Here is a 24,143-nt window from a genome sequence, read left to right on the forward strand (position 1 = left end):
CCGAACTGCCGGTCTGGCTGCACAGATATAATTGGCATCGCCCCCACGGCAGCCTAAAGTCAAAACCGCCCATCAGTCGCCTCGCCTTAACCGAGGACAACCTGTTGAGGCTCCACACCTAGCCCGCCTTGACGCACGGCAATAGCTTTTGACGGCCTGAAGCGACGCTGTGGTCACCGTTGTGATACTTTTCCACGCGCCTGGTCAGGCGGCAGGATTGCTCCGTCGTGACCGACGGGTTCGTTTCAGGCGCCTGCGCCCCCTCGTATGTCGGCGACCAGCCGCGCAGCGGTTTTGAATGAGGCGCAATCGCACGCGTTTCGAAGCCACGTACCTTGGGCGGCAAGCTCGACCATGCGCTCGACGCAGCTCCAAGTGCGGCGCCGTCAACGATCTCCTTGAACCTGCGGAACTTGCCCGAAAGCACTTCTCTTACGGGAGATGATTGGCTTTGTCGCCGAACCGACTGATGGAGATGGTGGCGGCGCCGCCGTAGCGATCAGACCCGCCTTGCAGCGCAATGGCTACCCGGGCGCGACTGGGAGATGCGGGCGGGACTGTGGAGCTGCGGAGACGGAGCGGATCGGCACGGAGCCGTGACCGCTTGCGATCTGGCTCTGGAACGAGTTAAGGAAGCGCGGACTTCCGATCGTGTCAAGCGCCGCCCTCTCGATGATGCCGAACAAATCGGGCCGCCACGAGCGGGGATGGTTTAAGCAGGTTCGCACCAAGAGCCACGGCACCTGTGTCGTGCGGGTGCTGCTGTCGGCACGCGACCTTCTCGTCAGCCTAGTAGGCAAAATCGAGAACAGATGCCTGGGCTTCCTAAGGCCTTCGGCGTCATATTCGGCAAGAAGATCGATGCCCAGGTGATCCTACACATGCTCAGGATCCAGGCGACGCAGGTCTACCATGATCCGCTGCGAGCCGGCATCAACGACGTGCAGGAACTGTCGAAGACACATGAAGCGATCGCCAGGGCCAAGACCGAGATCCAGCACCGCATCCTGACACACTACCTGCCGCCGTATTTTCCCGAGATCGATCGCTTCCGGGGGAACAGCCGCAGCGATTGATTCTTTGCCTTCCTCCATGCCTTTCCGACCCCAGCAAGCATCACGGCGCTGACGAAGGAGGAGTTTGTGGCAGCAGCTTGGGATGTCGTCGGCCGCAAAGTCAGCAAGACACATATTCTGATGGATATTTTCGAGACGGCGCGCCCATCGATCGGATTGCCGCTGCACTTGATGCGCCTGCCATTCGCATGTTCCGGATGGTCATTGACGAAGCACGCAGCCTGATCCGGCAACGCAATGAGATCGAAGCACAGGCCGACGATCTGCTGCGGCACAGCCAGGATTATCAGCTCCTGCGACAAATCCCGGGCATCGGACCGATCAAGGCATTGACCGTCATTGCCGAAGCCGGCGATCTTCGCCGCTTAGGTCATCATCGCCAGTTTCTAAAGTTCTGCGGGCTGGACCTCTCGACACAGAAGTCCGGTCAATATCGAGGCCAGACCCGCCTTTCCAACCCAGTCTCCCCGGTTCGGTCCGAATGGACAACCTCCCGAAAACTCACGGCAAGCACACGACCCATTCAATAGCATTCCTAAGCATACTGACCAGGGCGACCTCGACCCCCCTAATCACAGCGGTGAGCTCGCAGGCGGGGTCGATGAAGGCCGAGCTTGAGCGGCATCTCTATCACATTGATAGCCTATTAGGCTGGTCCGGCGTTTGATCGGACCCATGATCCATCCGAGCAGCTTGTGAGGGATGCAGCCGAACCAGGCGCTGCTCCCACAGTCTTCGCAGGTCCTCCATCAGAGCTTCATGCTCAGCCTGATCCGGCGCAATTATATTGAGGTGATCGCTTAACACGGCTTCGCCCTCAATCCGCATCAGCAGATTAAACAGGTCGTTTGAAATTCGCACACTGTCAATGCTGAAGTGGTTCGGAATAATCTCGCAGACAGTCTCCTGATGATCTCGCGCTGTGTAAGCACGGGTTTGATGGAGGGAGACTGAGGGAGGCAATGAAATCGCAAGCGCAGTCCAATCCTGCAGCGTTGCAGCCCGTTTTTTTACCAGGAAGGGCCCGACCACAAGTCCATCCAGCTCTGTCGTCAAAAATGTGGCAATCGCGTCTGCAACCGTATCCACGATCGGTTCAGCATTGTTGTTAAAGGACGTATTGAGCAGAATTGGAGTGCCTGTCCGCTTCTTGAACGCATTGATGACCTCCCAGTAAGCGGGGTTGGCATCGCGCGATACTGTTTGCAGCCGAGCCGTACCGTCGACGTGCGTAATGGCACCCAACAAGGCGCGCTTTGAGTCACGCACGCGAACGACGAAATTCATGAAAGGAAATTCGTGCTTACCGTCCGGGAGGTCGAAAAATTCGCTCGCATCCTCTTCCAGCACAGATGGTGCGAAAGGCCTATAGCCTTCGCGCTTCTTGACCATGGCATTGATCCGGTCCTTGTTTGCAGCGGGCCGAGGGTCGGCAAGAATGCTGCGGTTGCCCAGCGCACGTGGCCCAAACTCCGAACGACCCTGCACCCAGCCGATCACGGCGCCGTTGGCGATCCAGTCGGCTGCACTGCTCGCTACGTCGTCAGAGCGTTCAACCTCGAGATGTCCGGCCCATGCATTCAGTTCCTGTTCCACGGCGCGGTCGCTCCCGAGATCAGGACCCCAATAGACCTCCTGCAGTCGCTCACGCGGCGCGGGGCGGCCCATCTCGTTAGAGACTATCAGCGCAGCTCCCAATGCGCAGCCAGCGTCGTGAGACGCGGGTTGCACGAAGATGTCTTCGAAAAGCCCTGAATACAGCAGCTTGCCGTTCATCGTGCAGTTGTGGGCTACCCCTCCCGCCAGACACAACCGCTTCATGCCGGTGGCCTCACGGTGGTGCCGGAGAATGTGGAACACGATCCGCTCAAGCGCTTCCTGCAGTGACGCACTCACATCTCGATGCTGCTGGGTGAAAGGCATTCCCTTTCGCCTGATCTCGATGTTGCGGAGCAACGCCGGACCGATGCGGTCGAGGTGAACACGGTAGCCACCGTTGGCGGAGAGCTCGTAGAACTGCTCGAAGAGCTCGCGATAGGGAGCGGGGTCGCCATAGGGCGCGAGTCCCATTACCTTATACTCGTCGAACAGGCCGTAGCCGAGACAGCGGATCGTCTCGAGATAAAACAGCCCAAGAGAATTTTCCTCCGGGAAAGCCTCGATTTGCGTAATTTCTGTGCCAGACCCTACCGCCACAAGGCCCGACAGGAAATCACCACAGCCATCAATCGCTAGAATGAGACTTTGTTCGAAGCCCGACATTGCAAAGGCGCTCACGGCGTGCGCCTGATGATGACCTACGAATGAAATACGTGAACTGTCCAACTTAGTGTCGAACTCACGCGCTAACAGGTTCTGCACCAACATTTTAGCATCCAACGGAATGGAGAGAATGTCCGGTTGGGAAGCGGACATACCTTCAAGCATGGCGTTGGCGTAGGTCTCGCTGGCGTAGACCGCGACACGATCAATGTCGCTGAGCTGAACCCCGGCCGTCGAAAGACAGTATTGAATCGAACCACTTGGCAGCTTGTTCGAGTGCTTAATTCGATTGAGGCGTTCCTCTTCTACGGCGGCTATCACCTTTCCGTCTCGGACGAGCACCGCGGCGCCATCGTGCATAAAGGCGTTCGGACGCTCGAATCGGTTTTCATGGACTTGGTCAAGTCCGCCGCTGATTCCTAGACACAGCATTTCTTTCTCCAAATAGTAACGGGGAAGCCAAATTGGCCTACCTCGACTGTTTCCAACTAAATAGGCCGTGTTGTCGCCTGCAGCTGCGACCGCCCGTTCATCCAATCCTGAGCGGCTGCTGACATGTATCCGGCGCTGTCGTTTTCATCGGCAGAACCAACTTGCGATGCCGCCTGTTCTTGGGAAGGGCGGCCGTCGACGAATAACAGTACCGCCCCCGTGAACTGGCCCGATTTCATTCTCCGAAGCGACCATGGTCGCACCGCCCGACATTGTCGGCCAGTTGCAACTCACTTTCTCGGTACGACCTCCACTGCACGTCAGGGCGCATCGAAGATTTTCTCCTTTGGATTATTCCTAAGGCAGCTTTCGTCACGCCATAGAGCAGCGTGTGATTGGTGCGTGAGGCTCTTTTTTGTCCATGCACGATTCCGGAAGAGTGATGAAATCGATTGTTTTGATCAAAGTCATCCACGCTATGAATAGTAGCCGCAGCACATGCGTTTCAAAGCGCTTCAGGCTTCCCGGATGACTACTCCGATGTGAAGCGCATGGCATTCCAAGCGCTCTGTCAACTAAACGATGAGTATCGGCGTCGACCCTCATTGCCTTCGTCTTCGCGACTCCGTGACAGCGGCTGGCATTGTGTTTGTAGGCATCGGGCGAAGATCATGTCGATCGGCCATCTCGCCTGCCTATCGGCAAACCCTTGAACAATGATCCACGCACCAGCGCGATTGTGATCACGAGCGCCTCTGAGCTCGGGAGGTTCGGTTTTCTGAGGGTTCCTGGGTCTCCGAAGCGATGGAGGTAGCTAGCCTTCCTGGTGCTATACGGTTGTGCTCTTCATGGAGTGGACGCATTTGCGTCTCGAAAGCGGTTCTTCAGTGGAACCGGCGCCAAGGCCCGTCTGTGGTCGTTCAGAACACGGGGTGCCGTCTCCAAACCGGATATTGGAGCGGGCAGCCGCCGGAATTTGACCCATGGAGATGAGCGCCTGTCAGGAGGCGTTCGAAAACGGCGCGATCTTCATCGCGGCTGTTTCATGGTGTCATTCCTGACATGTTCTTTATAATCGGCAGCTTGCGGATAGTCTTGCCCGTCGCCGCCCGTAGCGCGTTGGCGACGGCCGGGCCGATCGGCGGCACACCTGGCTCACCAACTCCCGTGGGCGGCTCCTCGGACGGCACAATGTGCACCTCGACTCGCGGCATCTGCTCGATCCTGAGCGGTGTATAGGTATCGTAGTTCTCTTGGTCTACGACACCGCCCTTCAGGGTCAGCTCTTCTTGGAGGATCGCGCCTAGCCCGAAGCCGATACCGCCCTCCATCTGAGCGCGAATCTGGTCAGGATTTATCGCGGTGCCGCAATCTACCGCGCAGACGACGCGGTCGACCTTGAAACCATTTTCATCGTTGAGGGTGATCTCCACCACATCGGCGACATAGGTCGAGAGGCTTTCATGCAGGGCCACGCCGCGGAAACGGCCTTCCGGCAGAGGCTTGTCCCAGCCTGCCTTCTCAGCAGCCACTTTAAGCACGGCGGCATGCCGTGGATGGTGACCGAGCATTGACAAGCGGAAGTCGACCGGATCACGGTTCGCAGCGGCGGCGAGCTCATCGATCAGGGTTTCCACCGCGTAAGCGGTGTGGGTGGAGCCTACCGAACGCCACCACAGCACTGGGATGTTCACGTCCGTGGTGGTCAGCTCGACCTTCAGGTTCGGGATCGCATAGGGCAGGTTGGTGGCGCCCTCTACGGAGGTTGGATCGATGCCGTTCTTGATCATCGCCGCAGAGGTCGAACCGCCCAAGACCGATTGGCCCACGATGTGGTCATGGAGAGCGACGACATTGCCTTTCTTGTCGAGCCCCGCCTTGACTGCGTGCACATAGGCCGGCCGGTACCGCCCACCCCGCATGTCATTCTCGCGGGTCCACTGCACCTTCACTGGCTTGCCGCGTCCCAGTGCACGCGCTGTGGAAACAGCTTCGATAATGAGATCTGCATCCAAGACCGCGCGGCGGCCGAAACTGCCGCCGGTCTTCATCACGTGCAGCCTCACCTTGTCCGGCGTGGTGCCGCCTACCTGAGCGGCAGCCGCCTGATAAAGGTCGGGCATCTGGTGTCCGCCCCAGACGTCGATGGTGCCGTCTTCGTTGATTCGGGCGGCCGCGTTGAGTGGCTCGATCGAAGCATGGACAAGATAGGGGAATTCGTAGTGCCCCTCGATGATTTTCTCAGCACTGGCGAACGCTGCGGGAGTGTTACCGTCGTCGCGCGCGGTGGCCGCGCCCAGATCGTCTGCTGCCTTGTTGTATTCGGCCATGATCTCGGCCGTGCCGCGCCCTTCGGCCTTCTCCTCGTTCCAGGTCACCTCCACGAGGTCGCGGCCCTTGAGCGCCGTCCAGGTGTCCCTGCCAACCACGGCAATGCCTCGCGGCGTCTGGACGACATCGACAATGCCGTCGAGTGCCTTGGCCTTGGTTGCGTCGAAGCTCTCGATCTCGGCGCCGAACTTCGGCGGATGGATCATAACGGCCGTCTGGAGTCCCTCCATCATGAGGTCGATCGTGTAGGTCTGCGCGCCGTTGGTCTTGCCGGCGGAATCGTAGCGCTTGAGGCTGTCCGATCCGATCTGGGCCCACTTGTCGCGCGGCTTTAGCGGCACGTCGTCGGGAACCGGCATTCCCGCTGCGGCTTCAGCCAGGTCACCGTAGCGCGCCTGCATCCCTGAGGCGTGCGACACGACCCCGGAAGCGACTTTGATCTCGCCGGCTGGCACATCCCACCGCTGCGCCGCGGCCGCCACCAGCAAGGCCCGTGCGGCAGCACCCGCCTTGCGGTAGCGTTCCCACGACGAACTCATCGACGTGGAGCCACCAGTTGCCTGCGCGGCCCCGCCCCAGGCGAGATTGCCGTAGAGCGCGTTATTGCCATATCCGCCGACCACGTCCACCTGCGCCCAGTCGCCGTCGAGCTCTTCCATAACCAGGGTGGCGATGCCGAAATAGGAGCCTTGTCCCATCTCGAACTGCGAGGAGTAGATGATGATTCGGTTCTCCTTTGTGATCTCGACATAGGTCTGGAAGGGGTTCGCCTGAACCTTTGCAGTAGTCGTTTGTGCGATGTCGGACGCCGCCAGCACTAGCCGGTAGCCCACGGCGAGGCCAGCGGTGGTGACGCCCGCGCCGACGAGGAACCGGCGGCGCGTGGGCCGCACGGAGTTATGCTTCGAGAGAAACTGCGACATGCCTCAAGTCTCCAGCCGGTTGGCGGTCTCGTGGATGGCCGCGCGGATGCGATGATAGGTGGCGCAGCGGCAGAGATTGCCGCTCATCGCCGAATCAATATCATCGTCCGACGGCTTAGGCGTCTCTGTAAGGAGGGCCACGGCCGACATGATCTGGCCAGACTGGCAATAGCCGCATTGAGGTACGTCGAACTCGGCCCACACGGCCTGGACCGTTTCGCCTATCTTGCCCGACACACCCTCAATGGTGGTGATCGAGGCTCCTTCGATGTCGCCGACTGCGGTCTGGCACGAGCGCGTCGGCATGCCGTTAACGTGAACCGTGCAAGCGCCGCACTGGGCAAGCCCGCAACCGAATTTCGTTCCCGTGAGTCCGATGACGTCACGGACCGCCCAGAGCAGCGGCATCTCTGGATCGACGTCGAGTGTTCGCGCCTCGCCATTGAGGGTAAAAGCGACCATTGCTTGCTCTCCTTGTCCTGAGCTGGCTATCTCGTTGAGCCTCCGCCCGCCTGGCAACCGAGCTCTTGTTGCTGAGGCCTAGCGACCACACCCTAGAAACGCGCAGCTCAAGCAACAAGCCGCTAGGTTGGCGAGTTACGAGATCGTGAAGTGGGTCGTGTCGAAAGGCTGGAGGCAACTGAATGTCATTTTTTGGGCGGACAGGCCGCTTTAGGCTGGGTTACACGAGACTGGACATTCGGGTCGTCGCGAACATCGACCGCTGGTCGGCCGCGTCCGGCAGGGCCCTGATTGGCTACACGAAATGAAATGGGACGACTATCGATGGGGGCCTACCTCGACCCGCAACCTCCACGACTGGACCCTCAGGTTTCCGGCTATCGTCCCGGGCGGTGGCCGAGCTCGGCGCCTCGGACGCGATAATAGACGGTCAGGCGTTCGTCGTTGACCAGAAGGCTTGTCGCGCATTCCCAGTCTTCAGCGGGCTCTTGGCCGCGGCGGGAGACGTCAGGACCATGCTTGCCGGCTTCGACCTGCTCAAGATCGACGGCGAGGGTCTTCGCGATCGGCCACTCGTCGATCGGCGCAAAGCGCTAGTTAACCTGCTGAGACGCCGCCAAACGGCATCGTTCTGAGCGACGAGATCAGCGGCGGCAGCGACATTCTCGCGCAAGTCTCCCAGTTCGGCCTCGAGGGCATCGTCTCCAAGCTGCGTGTCAGTCCATATCGATCCGGCCGGCGCCAAGAATGGGTGAGACAAAATGCGTGCTGAGTGATGAGTTCATCGTCATCGGCTGCGAACCCGGCAACAGTTACGGCGGTCGGGAAGCGTGCTCTGGCGAATGTCGAGGACGGAAATCTGGTGTTCGCCGGCGGCATTGGCACCGGCTTCAATGCGCGCACCGGGCCGGAAGTAAAGCGCCGGCTCGATGCCATTCCAATGGATAAACCACCGATTTTGAAGGCGAACGGTGCGGCATGGGCGGAGTGCCCTGCGCAGTCTGTACCTCCGCAGTCGATTGTCGAGTTTGAAGGGGGTGTGATTGGCGTCGAGACCGCTCCAGCCATGGCTATCAGCACGCCGAGTGCGTTGTTTTCGATCAGTTCTCGAAATGAGCGGGTAAATACCTTTCACTTGCCGAACGGGGTTTGCTGTTCACCGGCTGGCATCCGATGGCAAACCTTTCAACGCGGCGGCGATCTGGCGCTTCGCTGCTGGGGGCAGAGGCAGGATGGGACGCGGGGGGTCGGCGCAAATGTCGAGCAATTCAGCGAGTGCATAGACGACGCGAAGGCTCGAGAACTCCTTGAAGAGGCTCCAGATCGGGACCAGCGCGGCATCGATCCGTCGCGCTTCGGCCGCATCGCCCTGTTGCGCCGCTGTGACGATCGTCATGCAGACCTCGGGCAGGATGCCCGCGAGGACGCTGTACCATGTGTCGGCGCCGGCGATCATGGCCTCGGCGGCGTTCCAGTCGCCGCTGTAGCCAATCGAGAACCCTTCCGGCAGTGTGCGCCTCTGGGCGGTCAGGTGGTTCTTGATCGCATCGCTTTTGTCTGTCGGATTCTTGATGGCGACAATCCCAGCCACCTTTGCCAGGCGGCTGACAAGGGGTGGACTGAAATGGAAATGCGTCGTTCCTGGATTGTCGTAGACGACGATCGGCAGGCCACTTTCGCGCGCCACAGTGGAGAAATGTTCGAACACCTCGTCATCAGTAAGCGGGGTGTAGGAGGCGGCGGCAAGCAAACCCGCAGCTGCTCCAAGGGCCTTGGCGTCTTGCGCGAGCCCCACGGCTTCATCGGTGCGCAGCGCGCCCACACCCACCACGACCGGCATTTGCCCCGCCGTTTGGTCCAAGGTCTCGGAGAGCGCCCGCCGCCGTTGCTCGCGCGACAGATAGATGTATGTGCCGGTGCTGCCGAGAAGACCGATGGAATCGACCTGAGCAATGCCAAGCCGAGCAATCAGCCTGCGCAGGGCAACGCTATCGACGCGGCCGTCACGATTGGTCGGGGTGATGGGGAACGCGGAAAGACCGCTCAGGAATGCCATGGCAAGGCTCCAGATCTATGTGTGAGCGCAGAGGTGGCCGCACGCCAGGTCATTACAAGACGTCCAAAGCCCGCCGCAGATCGGCGATCAGGTCATCAGCGTCTTCAAGCCCCACCGAGAGACGCATGAGATCCTCGCCGACTCCATCGGCCAAATGGGCATCCTTGCGGATCGGCTGCCGAGCACGGGTGAGGCTTGCTGGATGATAGATAAGGCTGTCGGCATCGCCGAGGCTGACGGCGCGAGTGATCAGGTTGAGCCGGTCCATCATCAGGCGCGCTCCTTCGTATCCAGCGTGGAGGCCAAAGGCCAACATGCCCGATCCGTTGGACATCTGTTTTCGCGCCGTCACCTGATCAGGGTGCGAGTCGAGGAACGGATAACTCACAAATGCCACCGCCGGGTGCGCTTCCAGCGCCCGAGCCACCGCAAGGGCCGTGGCGCTGTGCCGTTCCATACGCAGCGTCAGCGTCTTCAGACCGCGCAGGATCAGGAAAGCTGACATGGGCGAGAGCGCTGCGCCGGTGATGTAGCGCAGGCCCGTTTCATGCAGCGTACGGAGCGTTTGGGCGTCGCCGAGAAGCGCCCCGCCAAGGGCATCGCCATGACCATTGATGTACTTGGTCAGCGAATGGAGCACGATGTCCGCCCCGTGCTCAAGCGGTCGCTGGAGCGCGGGCGAGGCGAAGGTGCTGTCGACTGCAACCCTTACACCGCGCGCGTGAGCGCGCTCGCCAATTGCCGCTATGTCGAGGATGCGGCTCAGCGGATTCACCGGCGTCTCGAAGAAAACCAGCCGCGTCCGCTCGGTGATCGCAGCATCGAGATTGTGGGGATTTGACAGATCGACCGCGACGACCTTGATGCCGAAGCGGGGGACCGCCTGTTCGACCATGGCAAGCGTGTTCGCATAAAGCGTCTTGTGGACGATGAGTTCATCGCCCTGGGACAGGAGCGACAGGATCAGAGTGCCGAAGGCCGCCATCCCCGAGGCAACAACCAGCCCCGCCTCGGCTCCTTCCAGATTGGCGAGCCGCTGCTCGAGGATCTCGGTCGTGGGATTGTATTCGCGCGCATAGAGCCGTCCACCAAGGGCGGCGGCGGCATCGTTTGCTGCCACGCTTTCGAACCCATAGGTTGACGTCAGGAACACTGGCGGCTGGACGGCATTGGAAAAGCCGGCCGGATCGTAGCCATGATGGATCGCCCGGGTGGCAAATCCGGGGCTGGTGCGGTTGAGCGACCCCGTGGGAGCATCGGTTTCGGATTGATGGGAGCTGGTCATTCGGCCTCTGCGATCTCTCTTGGGGTTCCGAAAGATTGACGGCAACCTGGCCAATGTGAAATATCCAGTTGGCGATGAAAGAGATGGTCCAGTCTTCAAGTGCCCGGTCTGCAGCGCGCTCGCACGCGATGGGTGCACGCCAGATATACGAAGCCCTTCGCGAGCAAATCCTCGGCGGCGTCTACGAAACCGGCAGTCAGTTGCCATCCTCACGGGCCCTGGCAAATGACCTCGGCGTTTCGCGAACCACGGTGACGGTCGCCTATGAGCAACTGGCTGCGGAGGGTTTCATCGAAGTCCGTCAAGGCGCACGACCTCGCGTTGCGTCTTCGTTGATGGGCCATGGGACGGGGCGCACTCACGCGCAACGGGTCGGCCCGATGCACCTGTCCGCATATGGCGAGCGGCTGCGCGCGACGTCACCCTGGCCAGATTATCTGCCGACTGGGCTGAAGGTCGAGTTCCGCTATGGCGACCTCGCGCCGTCGGATTTCCCTTCATTGGTCTGGAAACGCGCGATGAACGAGGCGATGGGGCAGCGCCCGCTGCGTCTTGCCTATGACGATCCTCGCGGCTCGCGCCGGCTTCGCCAGGCGCTTCAGGGCTATCTCTGGCGCGCCCGGACCCTGAGCTGCGACCTCGACCAGATCATAGTTGTGAACGGTTCGCAGCAGGGCCTTGATCTGTGCGCGCGCCTGCTTCTCGATCCCGCCGACCGTTTCGTCATCGAGGATCCGTGCTACAGGATGGCGCGTCAGGTCTTTGCCAGTACGGGTGCCTCACCCATCCCGGTCATCGTCGACGAAGACGGGATGAGGACCGAGTTGCTGGCGGGGATCGGAGCACGACTGGCTTATGTGACGCCATCGCATCAGTTTCCGCTGGGCGGCGTCATGCCGATCGCGCGCCGCCATCAGCTTCTGAAATGGGCGCGGCACAACAACGCCTATGTGATCGAGGACGACTACGACAGCGAATATCGCTACGACATCAATCCGGTCCCTCCGCTGCACAGTCTCGAGGACCACGGGGCTGTCATCTACCTCGGCACGATCTCCAAAACGCTCTCGCCGATGCTGCGCATCGGCTACCTCGTCGTCCCGCCCGAATTGCAGGAGGTCTTCGCAACCGCCAAACAATTCGCAGACCGGCATTCGCCGGTCGCTGAACAGGAAGCGCTGGCATCGTTGATCGAGAGCGGCGGCTACGAAAGCCATGTGCGCCGTGTGCGCAGGCTGAACGGCGAGCGTCGGGAAACGTTGTTGGGTGCCTTGCAGCACAGCTTCGGGGATCGCATCACTGTCCAGGGAGCAGATGCGGGACTGCACGTCGCGGTTTGGTTCAATGACCTGCCACGATCGCGGGAAACGGCCTTGGTCGAATCCGCCCGCGACGCTGGCCTGGGGCTACACCTGATCTCGCCGCTCTACGAACGGCCATCGGACCAAGGCCGCACCAATCGCGTCGGACTTGTCATGGGCTATGCCGCCTTGAGCATTCGGCAGATCGGGAAGGGCGTTGAGGTCCTGCGAGAGGTTGTCAAGCAGGTGCAAGACGCGATGCCGGCGCGGAACAACTGAGACGGGGCGACGCCGAAAGCTGGCGCTGAAAACGGTCCGAGGGCCCCCCGTATTTCTTTCCAAACAGCCAACTGGACCGGGAAAATGCCATGCAACTGGCGCTGTTGATCAGGCCAGTTTTGCAGCAGGTTTCCACGAGACGAATTTCCGAGAGCGATGCATGATCTGGCGAGGAAAGCTGCTTCACGTCCATATCGCGCCTGCCGCCTCCTATGAAATGGAGGAGCTGGCGCAGGCGCAGCTTATTGCCGGCCAAGGCATTGTCGGAGACCGCTACTACCTGGGGACGGGGACCTATTCCGCGCGTCCTGACGTTCGCGAAGTGACGCTGATCGAAGCTGAAGTCTTGGACGCCATCGCGCAGGGCGAACCCAGAATTCCGGGCTTCAAGGCCAAGCTCGCACCCGAAGATCACCGGCGCAATCTGACGACACGAGGCGTTCCGCTTAGCCATCTTGTCGGCAAACGCTTCCGGGTCGGGGAAACGATTCTCAGGGCCGCCCGGATGAATGTGCCGTGCAAGTATATCGAGGAGTTGCTCGGGCTTCCGGGTCTCTACGAGGGGCTTCTGAACCGCTCCGGCCTGAACTGCACAATCGAGGTCGGGGGCGTGATCCGCCCCGGTGATCTGATCTTGCCCATCGACGAGTGAAACGCCATGGCCTCGCCGCGCATCATCATGAAGCTGACCGTGACCGCCGCCCGCAAGGAGCCGGGCGACGTGCTGGTCATCGACCTGAAACACCCACGCAAACCTGTGCTGCCGGCGTTCGAAGCGGGTTCTCACGTCGACGTCCATCTGCCTGAAGGGAAGGTGCGTCAGTATTCACTTTGCGGCGACCCGACCGAGCTTGGCCGCTACACCATCGCGGTGAAGCGCGAGAATGACGGCCGTGGCGGCTCGGCGTGGATCCACGAAACCATTGCCGTCGGCTCCACACTGCCTGTCTCCGCGCCACGCAACCATTTTGCGCTCAAGCCAGGCGAGGGGCCGACTTTGCTGCTGGCAGGGGGAATCGGGATCACCCCGATTCTGGCCATGGCGCGCGCGCTCACCCGGCAGGCCAAGCCCTTCGAGTTGCACTATTTCACCCGCAGCCGGGCGCTCACGCCACTCTTGGCGGCGATCGGGAGCGATCTTCCTGGCGGCAATGTGCGGATCCATTTCGACGACGAGCCTCAGACCCGGCAGAACATCGCCGCGCTGCTGGCGAACCGTTCGGACGACGCGCAGACATACTACTGCGGACCGCCTGGCTTCATGGCGGTTGTGGGGCGCGCGGCTCAACACTGGCCCGAGGGTACTGTTCATTTCGAAACTTTCCAGCCTCCCGAGTTTGATGGCGCGCCACCGGAACCATTTGTCATAGAACTGGCTGAGGGCAGGGTGGTTGAGGTTTCGGCTGAGACCACGGCACTGGCCGCCTTGCGTGCGGCCGGTGTGCCGTTGATGGCCTCGTGTGAGAACGGGGTGTGCGGGACCTGCGAATGCGCAATGCTGGCGGGACAGCCGATCCATCGGGATGCCGTCCTGTCCAAGGAGGCACGCGGCCACCGCTTCATCCCCTGCGTGTCGCGCGCGACAGGTGTGTTGAAACTCGATCTTTGACCATTTGGGCGGGGGTCCTGTGAGACCGGCAGCTGATTTGCGGGAAACTGAATGACGAGGAAACTGGAATATCTGAACGAGATCGAGCGCTGCGTCTCCTGGCTCGCAGCCTGGACGATCCACCACGCCAACCACCTCCGCGAGGGCGATGAGATCAAGGTCGGGGGGCATCAGGCCTCGTCCGCGTCGCTGAGTACCATCATGACCGCGCTCTACGGTTCGGTCCTGCGCCCGCAGGATCGGGTGGCGGTCAAACCCCATGCGGCGCCGATCTTCCATGCACTTCAGTATCTGGCGGGCAACCAGACCCACGAAAAGCTCATGAACTTCCGCGGCTACAAGGGCGCGCAGAGCTACCCTTCGCGGACGAAGGATGTCGACGATGTCGACTTCTCGACCGGGTCGGTGGGTCTCGGCGTTGCTCAGACGCTGTTCTCGTCGCTGGTGCAGGACTACGTCTCGGGTCACGGCTGGATGAAGGAGCGTGCCGAGGGCCGAATGGTCAGCCTGATCGGCGACGCCGATATGGATGAGGGCAACATCTACGAGGCCCTGATCGAAGGCTGGAAGCACGGGCTCAGGAACTGCTGGTGGGTGGTCGACTACAATCGCCAGTCGCTCGACGCCGTGATCCGGGAGGGCCTCTGGCAGCGTTTCGAGCAGATTTTTCGCAACTTCGGCTGGGACGTGATGGTCCTGCGCCACGGCGCTCTGCAAGAGGCTGCCTTTGCCGAGCCGGGGGGCGAGAAGCTGCTCGAGTGGATAGAGCGCTGTCCGAACCAGCTCTATTCGGCGCTGACCTTCCAAGGGGGTGCTGCCTGGCGCAAGCGGCTGCTCGACGAGATCGGAGACCAAGGGCCGGTCACCACTCTGATCGAACGCCGCTCCGACGACGAGTTACAGGCGTTGATGACGAACCTTGGCGGGCATGACATGCCGAGCCTCCTCGAAGCCTTCGAGGCGGCGTCCAGGCATGACCGTCCCGTCTGTTTCATCTGTTACACCATCAAGGGCTACGGTCTGCCGCTTGCCGGACACAAGGACAACCACGCGGGGCAGATGACGCCCACGCAGATGGAAGACTACCGCCTGCAGATGGGCGTAAAGCGGGGTGAGGAGTGGGACAAATGGGCGGCCGCCACCTTGCCGGAAGCGGAACTTGACGCCTTCTTCGCAAAGGCGCCGTTCTTCAGTGAGGGGCGTAGGAGGCTGTCTGCGCCTTCGGTGCCGTTGCCCGAAACCCTTCCGTCACCGGGGCAGCCCGGCAAGCCGCTCTCGACCCAGATGGGCTTCGGCCAGATCCTGAACGACATCGCACGCGAGCGCAGTCTGCTTGCCGACCGCATTGTGACCACCTCGCCCGATGTGACGGTCTCGACCAATCTCGGTGGCTGGGTCAACCGGCGCGGCCTTTTCGCCCGGGAGACCATGGCGGACACCTTCAAGGCCGAACGCATTCCGTCGACCTTTACCTGGGAATTTGGGCCGAAGGGGCAGCACCTCGAGCTCGGGATCGCCGAGTCGAACCTGATGATCATGCTCGGGGCGCTCGGTCTCTCGCACTCGATCAATGGCGTGCGCCTGCTGCCGATCGGGACAGTCTATGATCCCTTCATCTACCGATCGGCCGACCAGCTAAACTACGCCTGCTATCAGGATGCGCGCTTCATGCTGGTCGCAACGCCCTCGGGCGTGACGCTGGCGCCCGAGGGCGGGGCACACCAGTCGATCGGCACCCCATTGATCGGCATGGCGCAGGATGGGCTTTGCGCCTTCGAACCGGCCTTCGTTGACGAACTGTCCGTGATCATGCGCTTTGCCTTCGATTACATGCAACGTAATGGCGAGGGGGATCCGGATGAGACGACGTGGCTGCGTGATCAGACCGGAGGATCGGTCTATCTTCGCCTGTCAACCCGGCCGCTCGAGCAGCCGCTGCGCGACATGAACCCGGCGCTCGCGCGGGACATCGTCAATGGCGCCTATTGGCTGCGTCCGCCTGGGCCCAACGCGAGTGTCGTCATTGCTTATCAAGGCGTCGTCGCGCCGGAGGCGATTGCCGCGACGGGTCTTCTGGCGGAGGACCGGCGCGATGTCGGGCTGCTCGCGATCACCTCCGCGGACCGGCTTAATGCGGGCTGGCAGGCGGCGGAACGTGCCCGGCAGCGTGGCGCGATTGGCGCCCTGAGTCATATCGAGCGGCTGCTCGCGCCGCTATCGCGTGACTGCGGCATCGTCACCGTGATCGACGGCCACCCGGCGACGCTCGCGTGGCTCGGTGGGGTTAACGGGCATCGCGTGAAGGCGCTCGGGGTCGAGCAGTTCGGCCAGACGGGGACTATTGCGGACCTATACCGTCACCACGGCCTGGACACCAACGCCATCGTACATGCGGCGCAGGCGGTCAGTGCGGGACCGGCTGTTCGCTACCGGAAGGCGCTGCCTTGACCATGAGCTACCGGATGCTCCGTGGCTGGTACGGATCGGCTGTTTCCACGGGCGTTCCGGTTCGCTTCAAAGCGGACAGGGCCGGGACACTGTGGACGTTCTGACCGCGCTTGAGTAGCTTGTGCGACCCCCAGGGTCACCTGGAATACGCAGGGAGGCGGCTTTTATTTAGCCTTGCGTCCAATTACGAATTCGATCCAATCCAGTCCGGAGCAAAAGCTCCGCGTCCTCCCGATTTTCGGCTTCGACGTAGCACCGCATTTCCGGGGCATTTCCGGATGGACGCAAATGCAAGACACGCTTATCCGCGAGAGTGATACGAAGTCCGTCAACATCGCTAACCTTGCTTACCACTCCAATCGACCCGACGAAGGCGGCGATGTTAGTTTCCGCTGTACGAAGGTATGTCATGAGGCGAGTGCTGCTTTCGACGGAAAAATTTTCCAAGCGATCCGCCGCCGCTGCCGGCAATTGAAAGGAACTGCCAATCTCCGACAGTGGCTGCCCACTTGTACTAACAAGGGAAAGTGCCGCAAGGATGGGGAGAAAACTGTCGCGTGTAGGTAGCGCTGGCAGTTTAGTTCCGTTCGGGTCAAAGTCCGTGCCGGTCAACAAACCACCGTTTGCTTCGAAACCAACCACGCGCTCGTGACCCGACGCAACCAAATCGAGCATGGCAGCAATAACAAATGGCGATCCAACCTTGGTACGCACGACTTTAAAAGAACCTGCGGTCTCGATACCAGAGTTTGATGTGACCGGCGTGACGACTGCCTTCGCTTGCAGGAAGTTCGCCGTAATCAGGCCTAACAAATCACCGCGAAGGGGGTCTCCGTGGTCGTCAGCTACCAGTGGGCGGTCACCATCGCCATCTGCCGAGACGACCGCATCAAGCCGATGCTCTTTGGCCCAGAGCTTGAACTGTTGAGCAGTCTCGTCAGAGACCGCTTCAGTGTCGACAGGAATGAAACCTTCCGAACGTCCCAGGGTTACGACCGTCGCACAGTGATATGAGAGAATGTCAACCAAGAGATCGCGCGCGACTGTGCTGTGCTGATATACGCCCACCGTTAAGCCCTTTAGAGCATTAATCTCCATAAGCTTTCGATTGCGCGCCATGAAAAAGGCCTTGCATTCGGCCTCCTGGTGCTGCCGACTTGCAACAGCACCTTCAAGGACGTATCCGCGCTTCTCCAACTGCAAGGCGATGCGCGTTATCTCCCGCTCATCACCCTTGTCGATCTCACCGTCGGGTCGATAGAATTTTATTCCATTACGGTCGGCCGGAATGTGCGAGCCTGTGATCATCAAACAACCACTCTTACGCGCCTGAGCATACAGTGCCAGGGCAGGGGTGGGGACTGCGCCGCAATCGACTACGATGAAGCCGAGCCCGGACAGTGCCGCCGCACAGTGGGCGGCGATGGCCGGACTCGAGGCGCGAAAGTCGCGCCCTATGAGTATCTCGTCGCCAATTCTGGCCAGGCCGGATTCCAGCAGGAATGTCGCGAATGCCGTTGCATATAGGGCAGAGGCGGCTCCTGCCAATTCTGTCGCCAGGCCCCGTAATCCACTTGTTCCGAATTTCATACCAAATCCGACGTTGCTAACCGGGTTTTGAAGGTAACATGCTCAAACTTTGGCTCGTCCGGAATGCCCATCGACAGATCCCTCGGACGAGAACAAGAAGTACATTCGGTTGCCGTAGACGCGTTCGGTTATCGACGGTTACCCTTGTGAGGATTGACGCAGTCGGCGTCGGCGTGGGCAGCGCACCGTGACCTTCACGGCGACGAGGTTGGAGCGGATGGGCTCCGGGTCCGGCAGGGCTCCTCGCGGCTGGCTCACATGAGCGCTATCGCCATCGAGTGATTGTCTCAGTCTACATTAGCTCTGGGTCCCGAAAGCGCGTACAGGCCTGAGACGCAGCAAATCCTCTTATCTATCGCCGTTCGGTGTAGCTCCCGTTCAGAAATGCATGATAGACACTCTCGATGCCTTCCATGAGAGTGATCTTTGCTGCCCATCCCAAAGTGCGCAGCTTGTCGACGCTCATCAGCTTTCGCGGTGTACCGTCAGGTCTAGAGTGATCATGCGCGATCTCCCCAGTAAATCCGACTACACGGCAGATCATTCTAGTCAGCTCTAGGATCGTGATGTCCTGTCCGCAGCCGAGATTGACGTGATCATGGTCAGAGTAGTTCTTCAGAAGGAAGACTAATGCGTCGGCGCAGTCGTCGACGTGCATGAATTCCCGACGTGGTGTGCCCGTGCCCCAGATGGTGATTTGCTTATCACTTATGAGCTTAGCTTCATGCGCTTTCCGGATCAGCGCTGGGATGACGTGGCTTGACTGCAAGTCATAATTGTCGCCTGGCCCGTAGAGATTCGTCGGCATAGCGGAGATGTAGTCGCGGCCATATTGCTGGCGATAGGCTTGAGCCATTTTGATGCCGGTGATCTTGGCGACGGCGTAGCATTCGTTGGTGCGCTCTAGTGGCCCGGTCAAAAGCGCGCTTTCAGGAATGGGCTGTGGTGCCATCTTCGGATAGATGCAAGACGAGCCGAGGAAGAGGACGCGGTCGACATTGTTTTCGTGGGCTGCCGCGAAGATATTGGCCTCGATCATCAGATTGTCGTAAAGAAAGTCGACCGGATAGGTGGCGTTCGCGAGAATACCACCTACCTTTGCCGCCGCCATAATGATAGCGTCCGGTTTCATCACTGCCACGAAGTTTTCAACCTCGGTCTGTCGCTTGAGATCTAGCTCTCCCCGAGGGGCGGCCACAACTTTGCAGTCTTCAGACGCGAGTCGGCGTACAACAGCGCTGCCCACCATACCTTTGTGGCCGGCGACCCACACGGTTTTTCCGTTCAGATCATACATTACGCTTCCTTCATGACTACAGATGTCTGCATGACCTTCAGGTCTTCGCGTACCATTTCCGCAGCAAGCTCGCGCACGGATGTCTCATGCACCCAGCCGAGCTTCTCCTTCGCCTTAGTAGCGTCACCCAGGAGAAGATCGACTTCCGTGGGGCGGAAGTAGCGTGGGTCCACTTGGACTAGGCATCTGCCGCTCGCTACATCATAGCCCTTTTCGCCGACACCCTTGCCACGCCATTCGATCTCGACGCCGATATCTTCGAAAGCCCACTCGACGAATTGGCGGACAGGAGTCGTTTTGCCCGTAGCCAGCACGTAATCATCCGGTTGATCCTGCTGTATCATCATCCACATACCTCGCACGTACTCACGCGCATGGCCCCAATCGCGTTGAGCATCGAGATTGCCGAGATAAAGCTTGTCCTGCTTGCCGAGATAGATAGCAGCGGCAGCGCGGGTGATCTTGCGCGTCACAAAAGTTTCGCCGCGCAGCGGGCTTTCGTGATTAAAGAGAATGCCGTTGGAAGCGTGCATACCATAGCCCTCGCGATAGTTGACCACCATCCAGTAGGCGTAGAGCTTGGCGGCGGCGTAAGGGCTGCGCGGATAAAAGGGCGTCTTTTCGTTCTGCGGTACCGATTGCACGAGGCCGTATAGCTCTGAAGTCGAGGCTTGATAGAAGCGGGTCTTGTCCCTCAGACCGAGGAGGCGAATCGCCTCAAGAAGTCGCAATGTACCGATACCGTCGGCGTTTGCTGTGTATTCCGGCGTTTCGAACGACACCTGGACATGGCTCTGAGCAGCCAAGTTGTAAATTTCGTCTGGCTGAGATTCCTGAACCACGCGGATGAGGTTAGTCGAATCAGTGAGGTCACCGTAATGCAAGATCAGGCGCGGATCGGATTCGTGCGGGTCTTGGTAGAGGTCTTCGATACGACCCGTGTTGAAGGAAGAGGAACGTCGCTTAATCCCATGAACGATGTAGCCTTTTTTGAGAAGAAGACGGGCAAGATAGGCACCATCCTGTCCAGTTATGCCCGTAATAAGAGCAACTTTCCTGCTATCGCCCATTCTATTCCTACTCTATTAAAGTTTAAAGTTTCGGCTCCGGCTCGCCACGCCGACACAATGTGCGGCCAGCCCCGTGCGCTATGGAGCACTTCGACAGATGCGGCGCGAAGCTCGTCATTGACGGTCCGCCAGCCGAGCACACCTCTTGCTTGGAGTCACAGCAAAATAGAGTTGCGCCGCTAACCGTCGGCTTCGTACATGCGGTCTGAGTGCCGCTCAGCTCACGCCGTGAGCGACATGTACTCCCAGCACCTTGCAGCTGATTTGCTCATCCATCAGCGAGTGAGGACGCCTTTCTTTCTTGCTTCAGCGTCTTCTAATGGGAATTGTTTGGATCAGTGAAATCGATTGTTTGGATAAAGTGCATCCACAGAATGGATGGTCTGACCGAGCAGCGGGGGCGCATCGCCGGCCCGGAGTCGTAGGCGCGAGCTTCCGTTCGGGGCGAGGACAAAGTTCGTGGCCGCGAGCCCTCACCACAGCATCCGGCACAGGTCGTGCAGAACTTTGGGAGCAGACTGCAGATTCTGTCGATCAGCTGGTTCCAGGCGCGTCGAGCTGTCGACCTCATCTCGCCCGGTACGGTTGCTGTATGCAGCCTTGCACCCTTGGCGTATGGCGTCGACGGAACGATTTGCTCCGGCAGGCAGTGTCGCAGCGTTCCCCGGCTGTTTCGGCTCTATTGGCCGGGCCCGCGTCAGCCGAGCCCCTTCATCATGGCATCCAACGCATGGATGGCCGGCATCCACTCAATAGATTTTACATATGCCGAGGAGGCCCAGTAGAGAAGGCTGAACCGGAAGCGAGGGCATCGGCTTCAAGCTGTGCGAGCGTCACGGGATTAGTGGGCAGTGCTGAGTGAGCTCTTCTGCCCTATGGCCCGGCCTCTGCCAAGCGCCCGGCGTAGGGTCTACGTGTCGACTAAGGATTCCAAACCGGATGCAACCTCCTCTCTGAACGAGATTTCCGAAAATGCATGTTAGTGGAGTGGAAAAGCGCCGGTTCGTCGTCTCTCGGAGGCGTACGGGGTTCGGTGATTGTCTGTGGTCATTGGCGGCCGCTTGGCGCTACGCGCAGTGGTCGGGACGAACTCTAGCCATCGACTGGCGGGGGGCCTGCTACCTCGACCAACCCTTCACAAATGCGTTTCCGGTGTTCTTCCAGCCGATCAATGACATCGCTGGCGTGCCGGCTATTTCCGACGACCGGATCAACGACCTTTCCTTCCCTGGTCCATTCTTCCCAGAGTGGTGGAACAGGCCGGCGATCGAGTGCCTTTACCGGCCAGATGAGCAGATTTTCCAAGAGCGCGATGAGTTGGGCGAGCTCTTTCAGGCCGAACACGATGTCGAAGCGAACACAGTAGTGTGTGACGCTTGTCTGATGTGGCGGTGCGATGAGGATGCAGAGCGGCAGGTGTTCCAGAGTGTCAAGCCTCGGCCAGAAATTCAAGCCCGCATAGATGCCATTTATCAGGAATGTTTTGAGGGGCACAGCATCATCGGGATTCATGTTCGGCACGGCAACGGTGAAGACATCATGGAGCATGCGCCCTACTGGGCCGATCCGGAGCTCGCCGTTCGGCAAGTGTGCGCTGCAATTGACAAGGCTAAGGCGTTACCGCACCCCAGGCCTGTGCGGCTGTTCTTATGCACGGACAGCGCGCGGATACTGGATCTTCTGTCGGCCAGGTTTCCCGATCTGCTCACTGTCCCGAAGCACTTCGGATCCAATCAAGGTGGACCCTTACACACTGCAGCACTCGGGATTGACGGCGGAATTTCCGCCCTCGTTGAGATGTATCTTCTCGGGCGCTGCGATACCGTAATTCGGTTTCCCCCGACGAGCGCCTTTACACGATATGCACGTCTATTCGCACCACGGGTAATTGAATTCGATCTGAAGGAGCCAAGTCGTTTGACTTTGATAGAAGACAGCCAAGTCTCTGATCTCAGTTAAGACCCGCCACCTGCGCAATTCGGCAGAGGCAACCAACAGGAATAGTTGAATGCGCATTTCTCACCGACGCTAGTGGAGGCGTCGTACATTACCGATAGCGTCGTCATCTGACGCCGCCTGCAACGCACCAGAACTTCGCTGTTACGCGGGGCCGCAGACAAGCCAGAGCGACGGCGATCGTGACGCTGACGCTCGAAACAACGCGGGCGATCACTCCAGAGACGAGATTGAGGTTGGTTATGAAAGTCATTCCCGTGATCATCAGCGGCGGAGCCGGATCGCGGCTATGGCCCGCCTCAAGGCAATCGCACCCCAAACCTTTCCTCAAAGTAGCGGATGGATATTCTCTCATTCAGCACACTGTGCTGCGCGTCGCTTCGATAGAAGGTGTCGTGGAACTCGTCGCTGTGACATCCGGGGAACACCTCTTCCTGACCAAGGACGAATTTGACGAACTGGATTCCGTGGTCCTGCCACGCACCTTTCTGCTCGAGCCCGAACCTCGGGATACGGCCGCCGCCGTGGCTGCAGCCGCGATCCATGCGAGGGCAACGCAAGGCCCTGACGCGATCCTGTGCGTCTTCCCGGCCGATCACCTGATTGGCAACCTGCCTGCGTTTCTAGACGTCATGGGCCTGGCCATGGAACATGCGAAGCTCGGGCGGATCGCCACATTGGGCATCACCCCAACCAGACCGGACACAGCATTCGGCTACATCGAAGCAGATGGTGAGAACGTCGTCCGTTTCGTTGAAAAACCGGATCTGGATACAGCCAAAGCCTATGTCGCGTCTCAACGCTTCTTCTGGAACGCCGGCATCTTCTGCTTCAGTGCGCAAACCATGCTCGACGAGATGGTTTTGCATTGTCCCGAGGTGCTCCAGGCCGTCGCCGACAGCTACGAGAACGGCCGCGCCAGTCAATGCCAAGGCTTTGCCAAAATCGAACTCGCGCCTGAGCATTTCGGTTCCGCGCCGCGAATCTCGCTCGACCACGCTGTCATGGAGAAGACTAACAGACTTGCCGTGATTCCCTGCGACATGGATTGGAACGACATCGGATCTTGGAACGCAATGGCCGATTTGATCGCCCCCGACGAAAGCGGGAACAGGATACGCGGCGATGTGCACATGGTCGACACGACCGGCACCTATGTGAGCTCCGACAAGCGCGTCATCGGCACGGTGGGCGTAAGCGATCTGGTGATCGTGGATTCCCCGGACGCTTTGCTTGTCACATCCCGCGACCGCGTTCAGGACGTTAAGAAGCTCTTCGAGGGCCTCAAGGCTTCGGGACATGAAGCTCATTTGGTCCATAGCACGGTACACCGGCCCTGGGGTACCTATACGGTTCTGGAGGAAGGCGAGCGCTTCAAGATCAAACGCATCGAGGTGAAGCCCGGTCGCCAGTTGAGCCTGCAGATGCACTATCATCGTTCGGAGCACTGGGTCGTGGTCAGCGGCTCCGCCAAAATCGTCAATGGCGAGCAGGAGTTGTTCCTGGGGACAAACGAATCTACTTACATCCCCTGCGGCCATAAGCATCGGCTCGAAAACCCAGGCAGAATTGACCTGGTTATCATTGAAGTGCAGAGCGGCGATTATCTCGCCGAGGATGATATCGTTCGCTTCGACGACGAATATGGTCGAACGTAGATAACAGTACAAAAAACGTTAAACGGCGAGCCGTCGCTCAAGGATCTCTGTCGTGGGTGCTGGGCCTGACATTGGCAAGCAGCGGGCTGAGCGTGTCATAGTATCCGC

At 59.9% G+C, this 24,143-nt stretch carries 14 protein-coding genes and 2 pseudogenes; 8 read left to right on the plus strand and 8 right to left on the minus strand.

All coding sequences use genetic code 11. The features are described 5' to 3' along the window. A pseudogene (locus NKH57_RS18245) lies at window positions 1-122 on the plus strand (IS481 family transposase); the annotation flags it as partial. A gap of 738 nt (window positions 123-860) precedes the next feature. Next, window positions 861-1,531: pseudogene (locus NKH57_RS18250) on the plus strand (transposase); the annotation flags it as partial. Between the two features lie 175 nt (window positions 1,532-1,706). Here the strand turns inward: NKH57_RS18250 and NKH57_RS18255 are convergent. The 5 genes from NKH57_RS18255 to NKH57_RS18275 form a co-directional block, all read right to left on the minus strand. Beyond that, a complete protein-coding gene (locus tag NKH57_RS18255; protein ID WP_352735293.1) occupies window positions 1,707-3,770 on the minus strand; it encodes a carbamoyltransferase family protein in 2,064 nt (687 codons plus the stop codon). 1,043 nt (window positions 3,771-4,813) lie between these two features. Next, window positions 4,814-7,024 (minus strand): xanthine dehydrogenase family protein molybdopterin-binding subunit, encoded by a 2,211-nt coding sequence (locus NKH57_RS18260; RefSeq protein WP_352734530.1) that lies wholly within the window; start codon window positions 7,022-7,024, stop codon window positions 4,814-4,816. Between the two features lie 3 nt (window positions 7,025-7,027). Then, window positions 7,028-7,486: a (2Fe-2S)-binding protein gene (locus NKH57_RS18265; protein WP_023708041.1), complete on the minus strand. Its 459-nt coding sequence runs from the start codon at window positions 7,484-7,486 to the stop codon at window positions 7,028-7,030. Window positions 7,487-8,642: 1,156 nt separating this feature from the next. Continuing rightward, a complete protein-coding gene (locus NKH57_RS18270; protein ID WP_352945882.1) occupies window positions 8,643-9,542 on the minus strand; it encodes a dihydrodipicolinate synthase family protein in 900 nt (299 codons plus the stop codon). Between the two features lie 52 nt (window positions 9,543-9,594). Beyond that, complete coding sequence (locus tag NKH57_RS18275; protein ID WP_352734536.1) at window positions 9,595-10,827, minus strand: trans-sulfuration enzyme family protein; 1,233 nt, start codon at window positions 10,825-10,827, stop codon at window positions 9,595-9,597. 83 nt (window positions 10,828-10,910) lie between these two features. On the opposite strand from NKH57_RS18275, the gene pdxR reads away from it, so the two are divergent. The 4 genes from pdxR (at window position 10,911) to NKH57_RS18295 (ending at window position 16,464) form a co-directional block, all read left to right on the plus strand. Further along, window positions 10,911-12,407 carry a MocR-like pyridoxine biosynthesis transcription factor PdxR gene (pdxR, locus tag NKH57_RS18280; protein WP_502907302.1) on the plus strand — a complete coding sequence of 499 codons (1,497 nt, stop codon included), beginning with the start codon at window positions 10,911-10,913 and terminating at the stop codon, window positions 12,405-12,407. A gap of 160 nt (window positions 12,408-12,567) precedes the next feature. After that, entirely contained in the window at window positions 12,568-13,059 is a 492-nt protein-coding gene (locus tag NKH57_RS18285) for an MOSC domain-containing protein (protein WP_352734540.1), read from the plus strand. Between the two features lie 6 nt (window positions 13,060-13,065). After that, the gene (locus NKH57_RS18290) at window positions 13,066-14,016 is read left to right on the plus strand and encodes a PDR/VanB family oxidoreductase (protein ID WP_023697831.1); all 951 of its coding nucleotides are present in this window, start codon (window positions 13,066-13,068) and stop codon (window positions 14,014-14,016) included. Window positions 14,017-14,067: 51 nt separating this feature from the next. Then, a complete protein-coding gene (locus NKH57_RS18295; protein WP_352945886.1) occupies window positions 14,068-16,464 on the plus strand; it encodes a thiamine pyrophosphate-binding protein in 2,397 nt (798 codons plus the stop codon). A gap of 168 nt (window positions 16,465-16,632) precedes the next feature. Here NKH57_RS18295 and NKH57_RS18300 read toward each other — a convergent pair whose 3' ends face one another. The 3 genes from NKH57_RS18300 to gmd form a co-directional block, all read right to left on the minus strand. Next, window positions 16,633-18,054, minus strand: coding sequence for a phosphomannomutase (locus tag NKH57_RS18300; RefSeq protein ID WP_352945888.1), 1,422 nt, complete (start codon window positions 18,052-18,054; stop codon window positions 16,633-16,635). 352 nt (window positions 18,055-18,406) lie between these two features. Beyond that, entirely contained in the window at window positions 18,407-19,351 is a 945-nt protein-coding gene (gene fcl / locus NKH57_RS18305) for a GDP-L-fucose synthase (RefSeq protein WP_023689384.1), read from the minus strand. Then, window positions 19,351-20,421 (minus strand): GDP-mannose 4,6-dehydratase, encoded by a 1,071-nt coding sequence (gene gmd, locus NKH57_RS18310; RefSeq protein WP_352734548.1) that lies wholly within the window; start codon window positions 20,419-20,421, stop codon window positions 19,351-19,353. The genes fcl and gmd overlap by 1 nt, the downstream gene beginning before the upstream one ends. A gap of 972 nt (window positions 20,422-21,393) precedes the next feature. Here gmd and NKH57_RS18315 point away from each other — a divergent pair. Both NKH57_RS18315 and NKH57_RS18320 read left to right on the plus strand, forming a co-directional pair. Beyond that, window positions 21,394-22,380, plus strand: a complete 987-nt coding sequence (locus NKH57_RS18315; RefSeq protein ID WP_352945890.1) for a nodulation protein NodZ — start codon at window positions 21,394-21,396, stop codon at window positions 22,378-22,380. A 239-nt stretch (window positions 22,381-22,619) separates the two neighbouring features. Further along, complete coding sequence (locus NKH57_RS18320; RefSeq protein ID WP_352945972.1) at window positions 22,620-24,035, plus strand: mannose-1-phosphate guanylyltransferase/mannose-6-phosphate isomerase; 1,416 nt, start codon at window positions 22,620-22,622, stop codon at window positions 24,033-24,035. The last annotated feature ends 108 nt before the right edge of the window (window positions 24,036-24,143 follow it).

Origin of the sequence: Mesorhizobium sp. M1050, from assembly GCF_040318715.1 — a bacterium.
Taxonomy (GTDB): domain Bacteria; phylum Pseudomonadota; class Alphaproteobacteria; order Rhizobiales; family Rhizobiaceae; genus Mesorhizobium.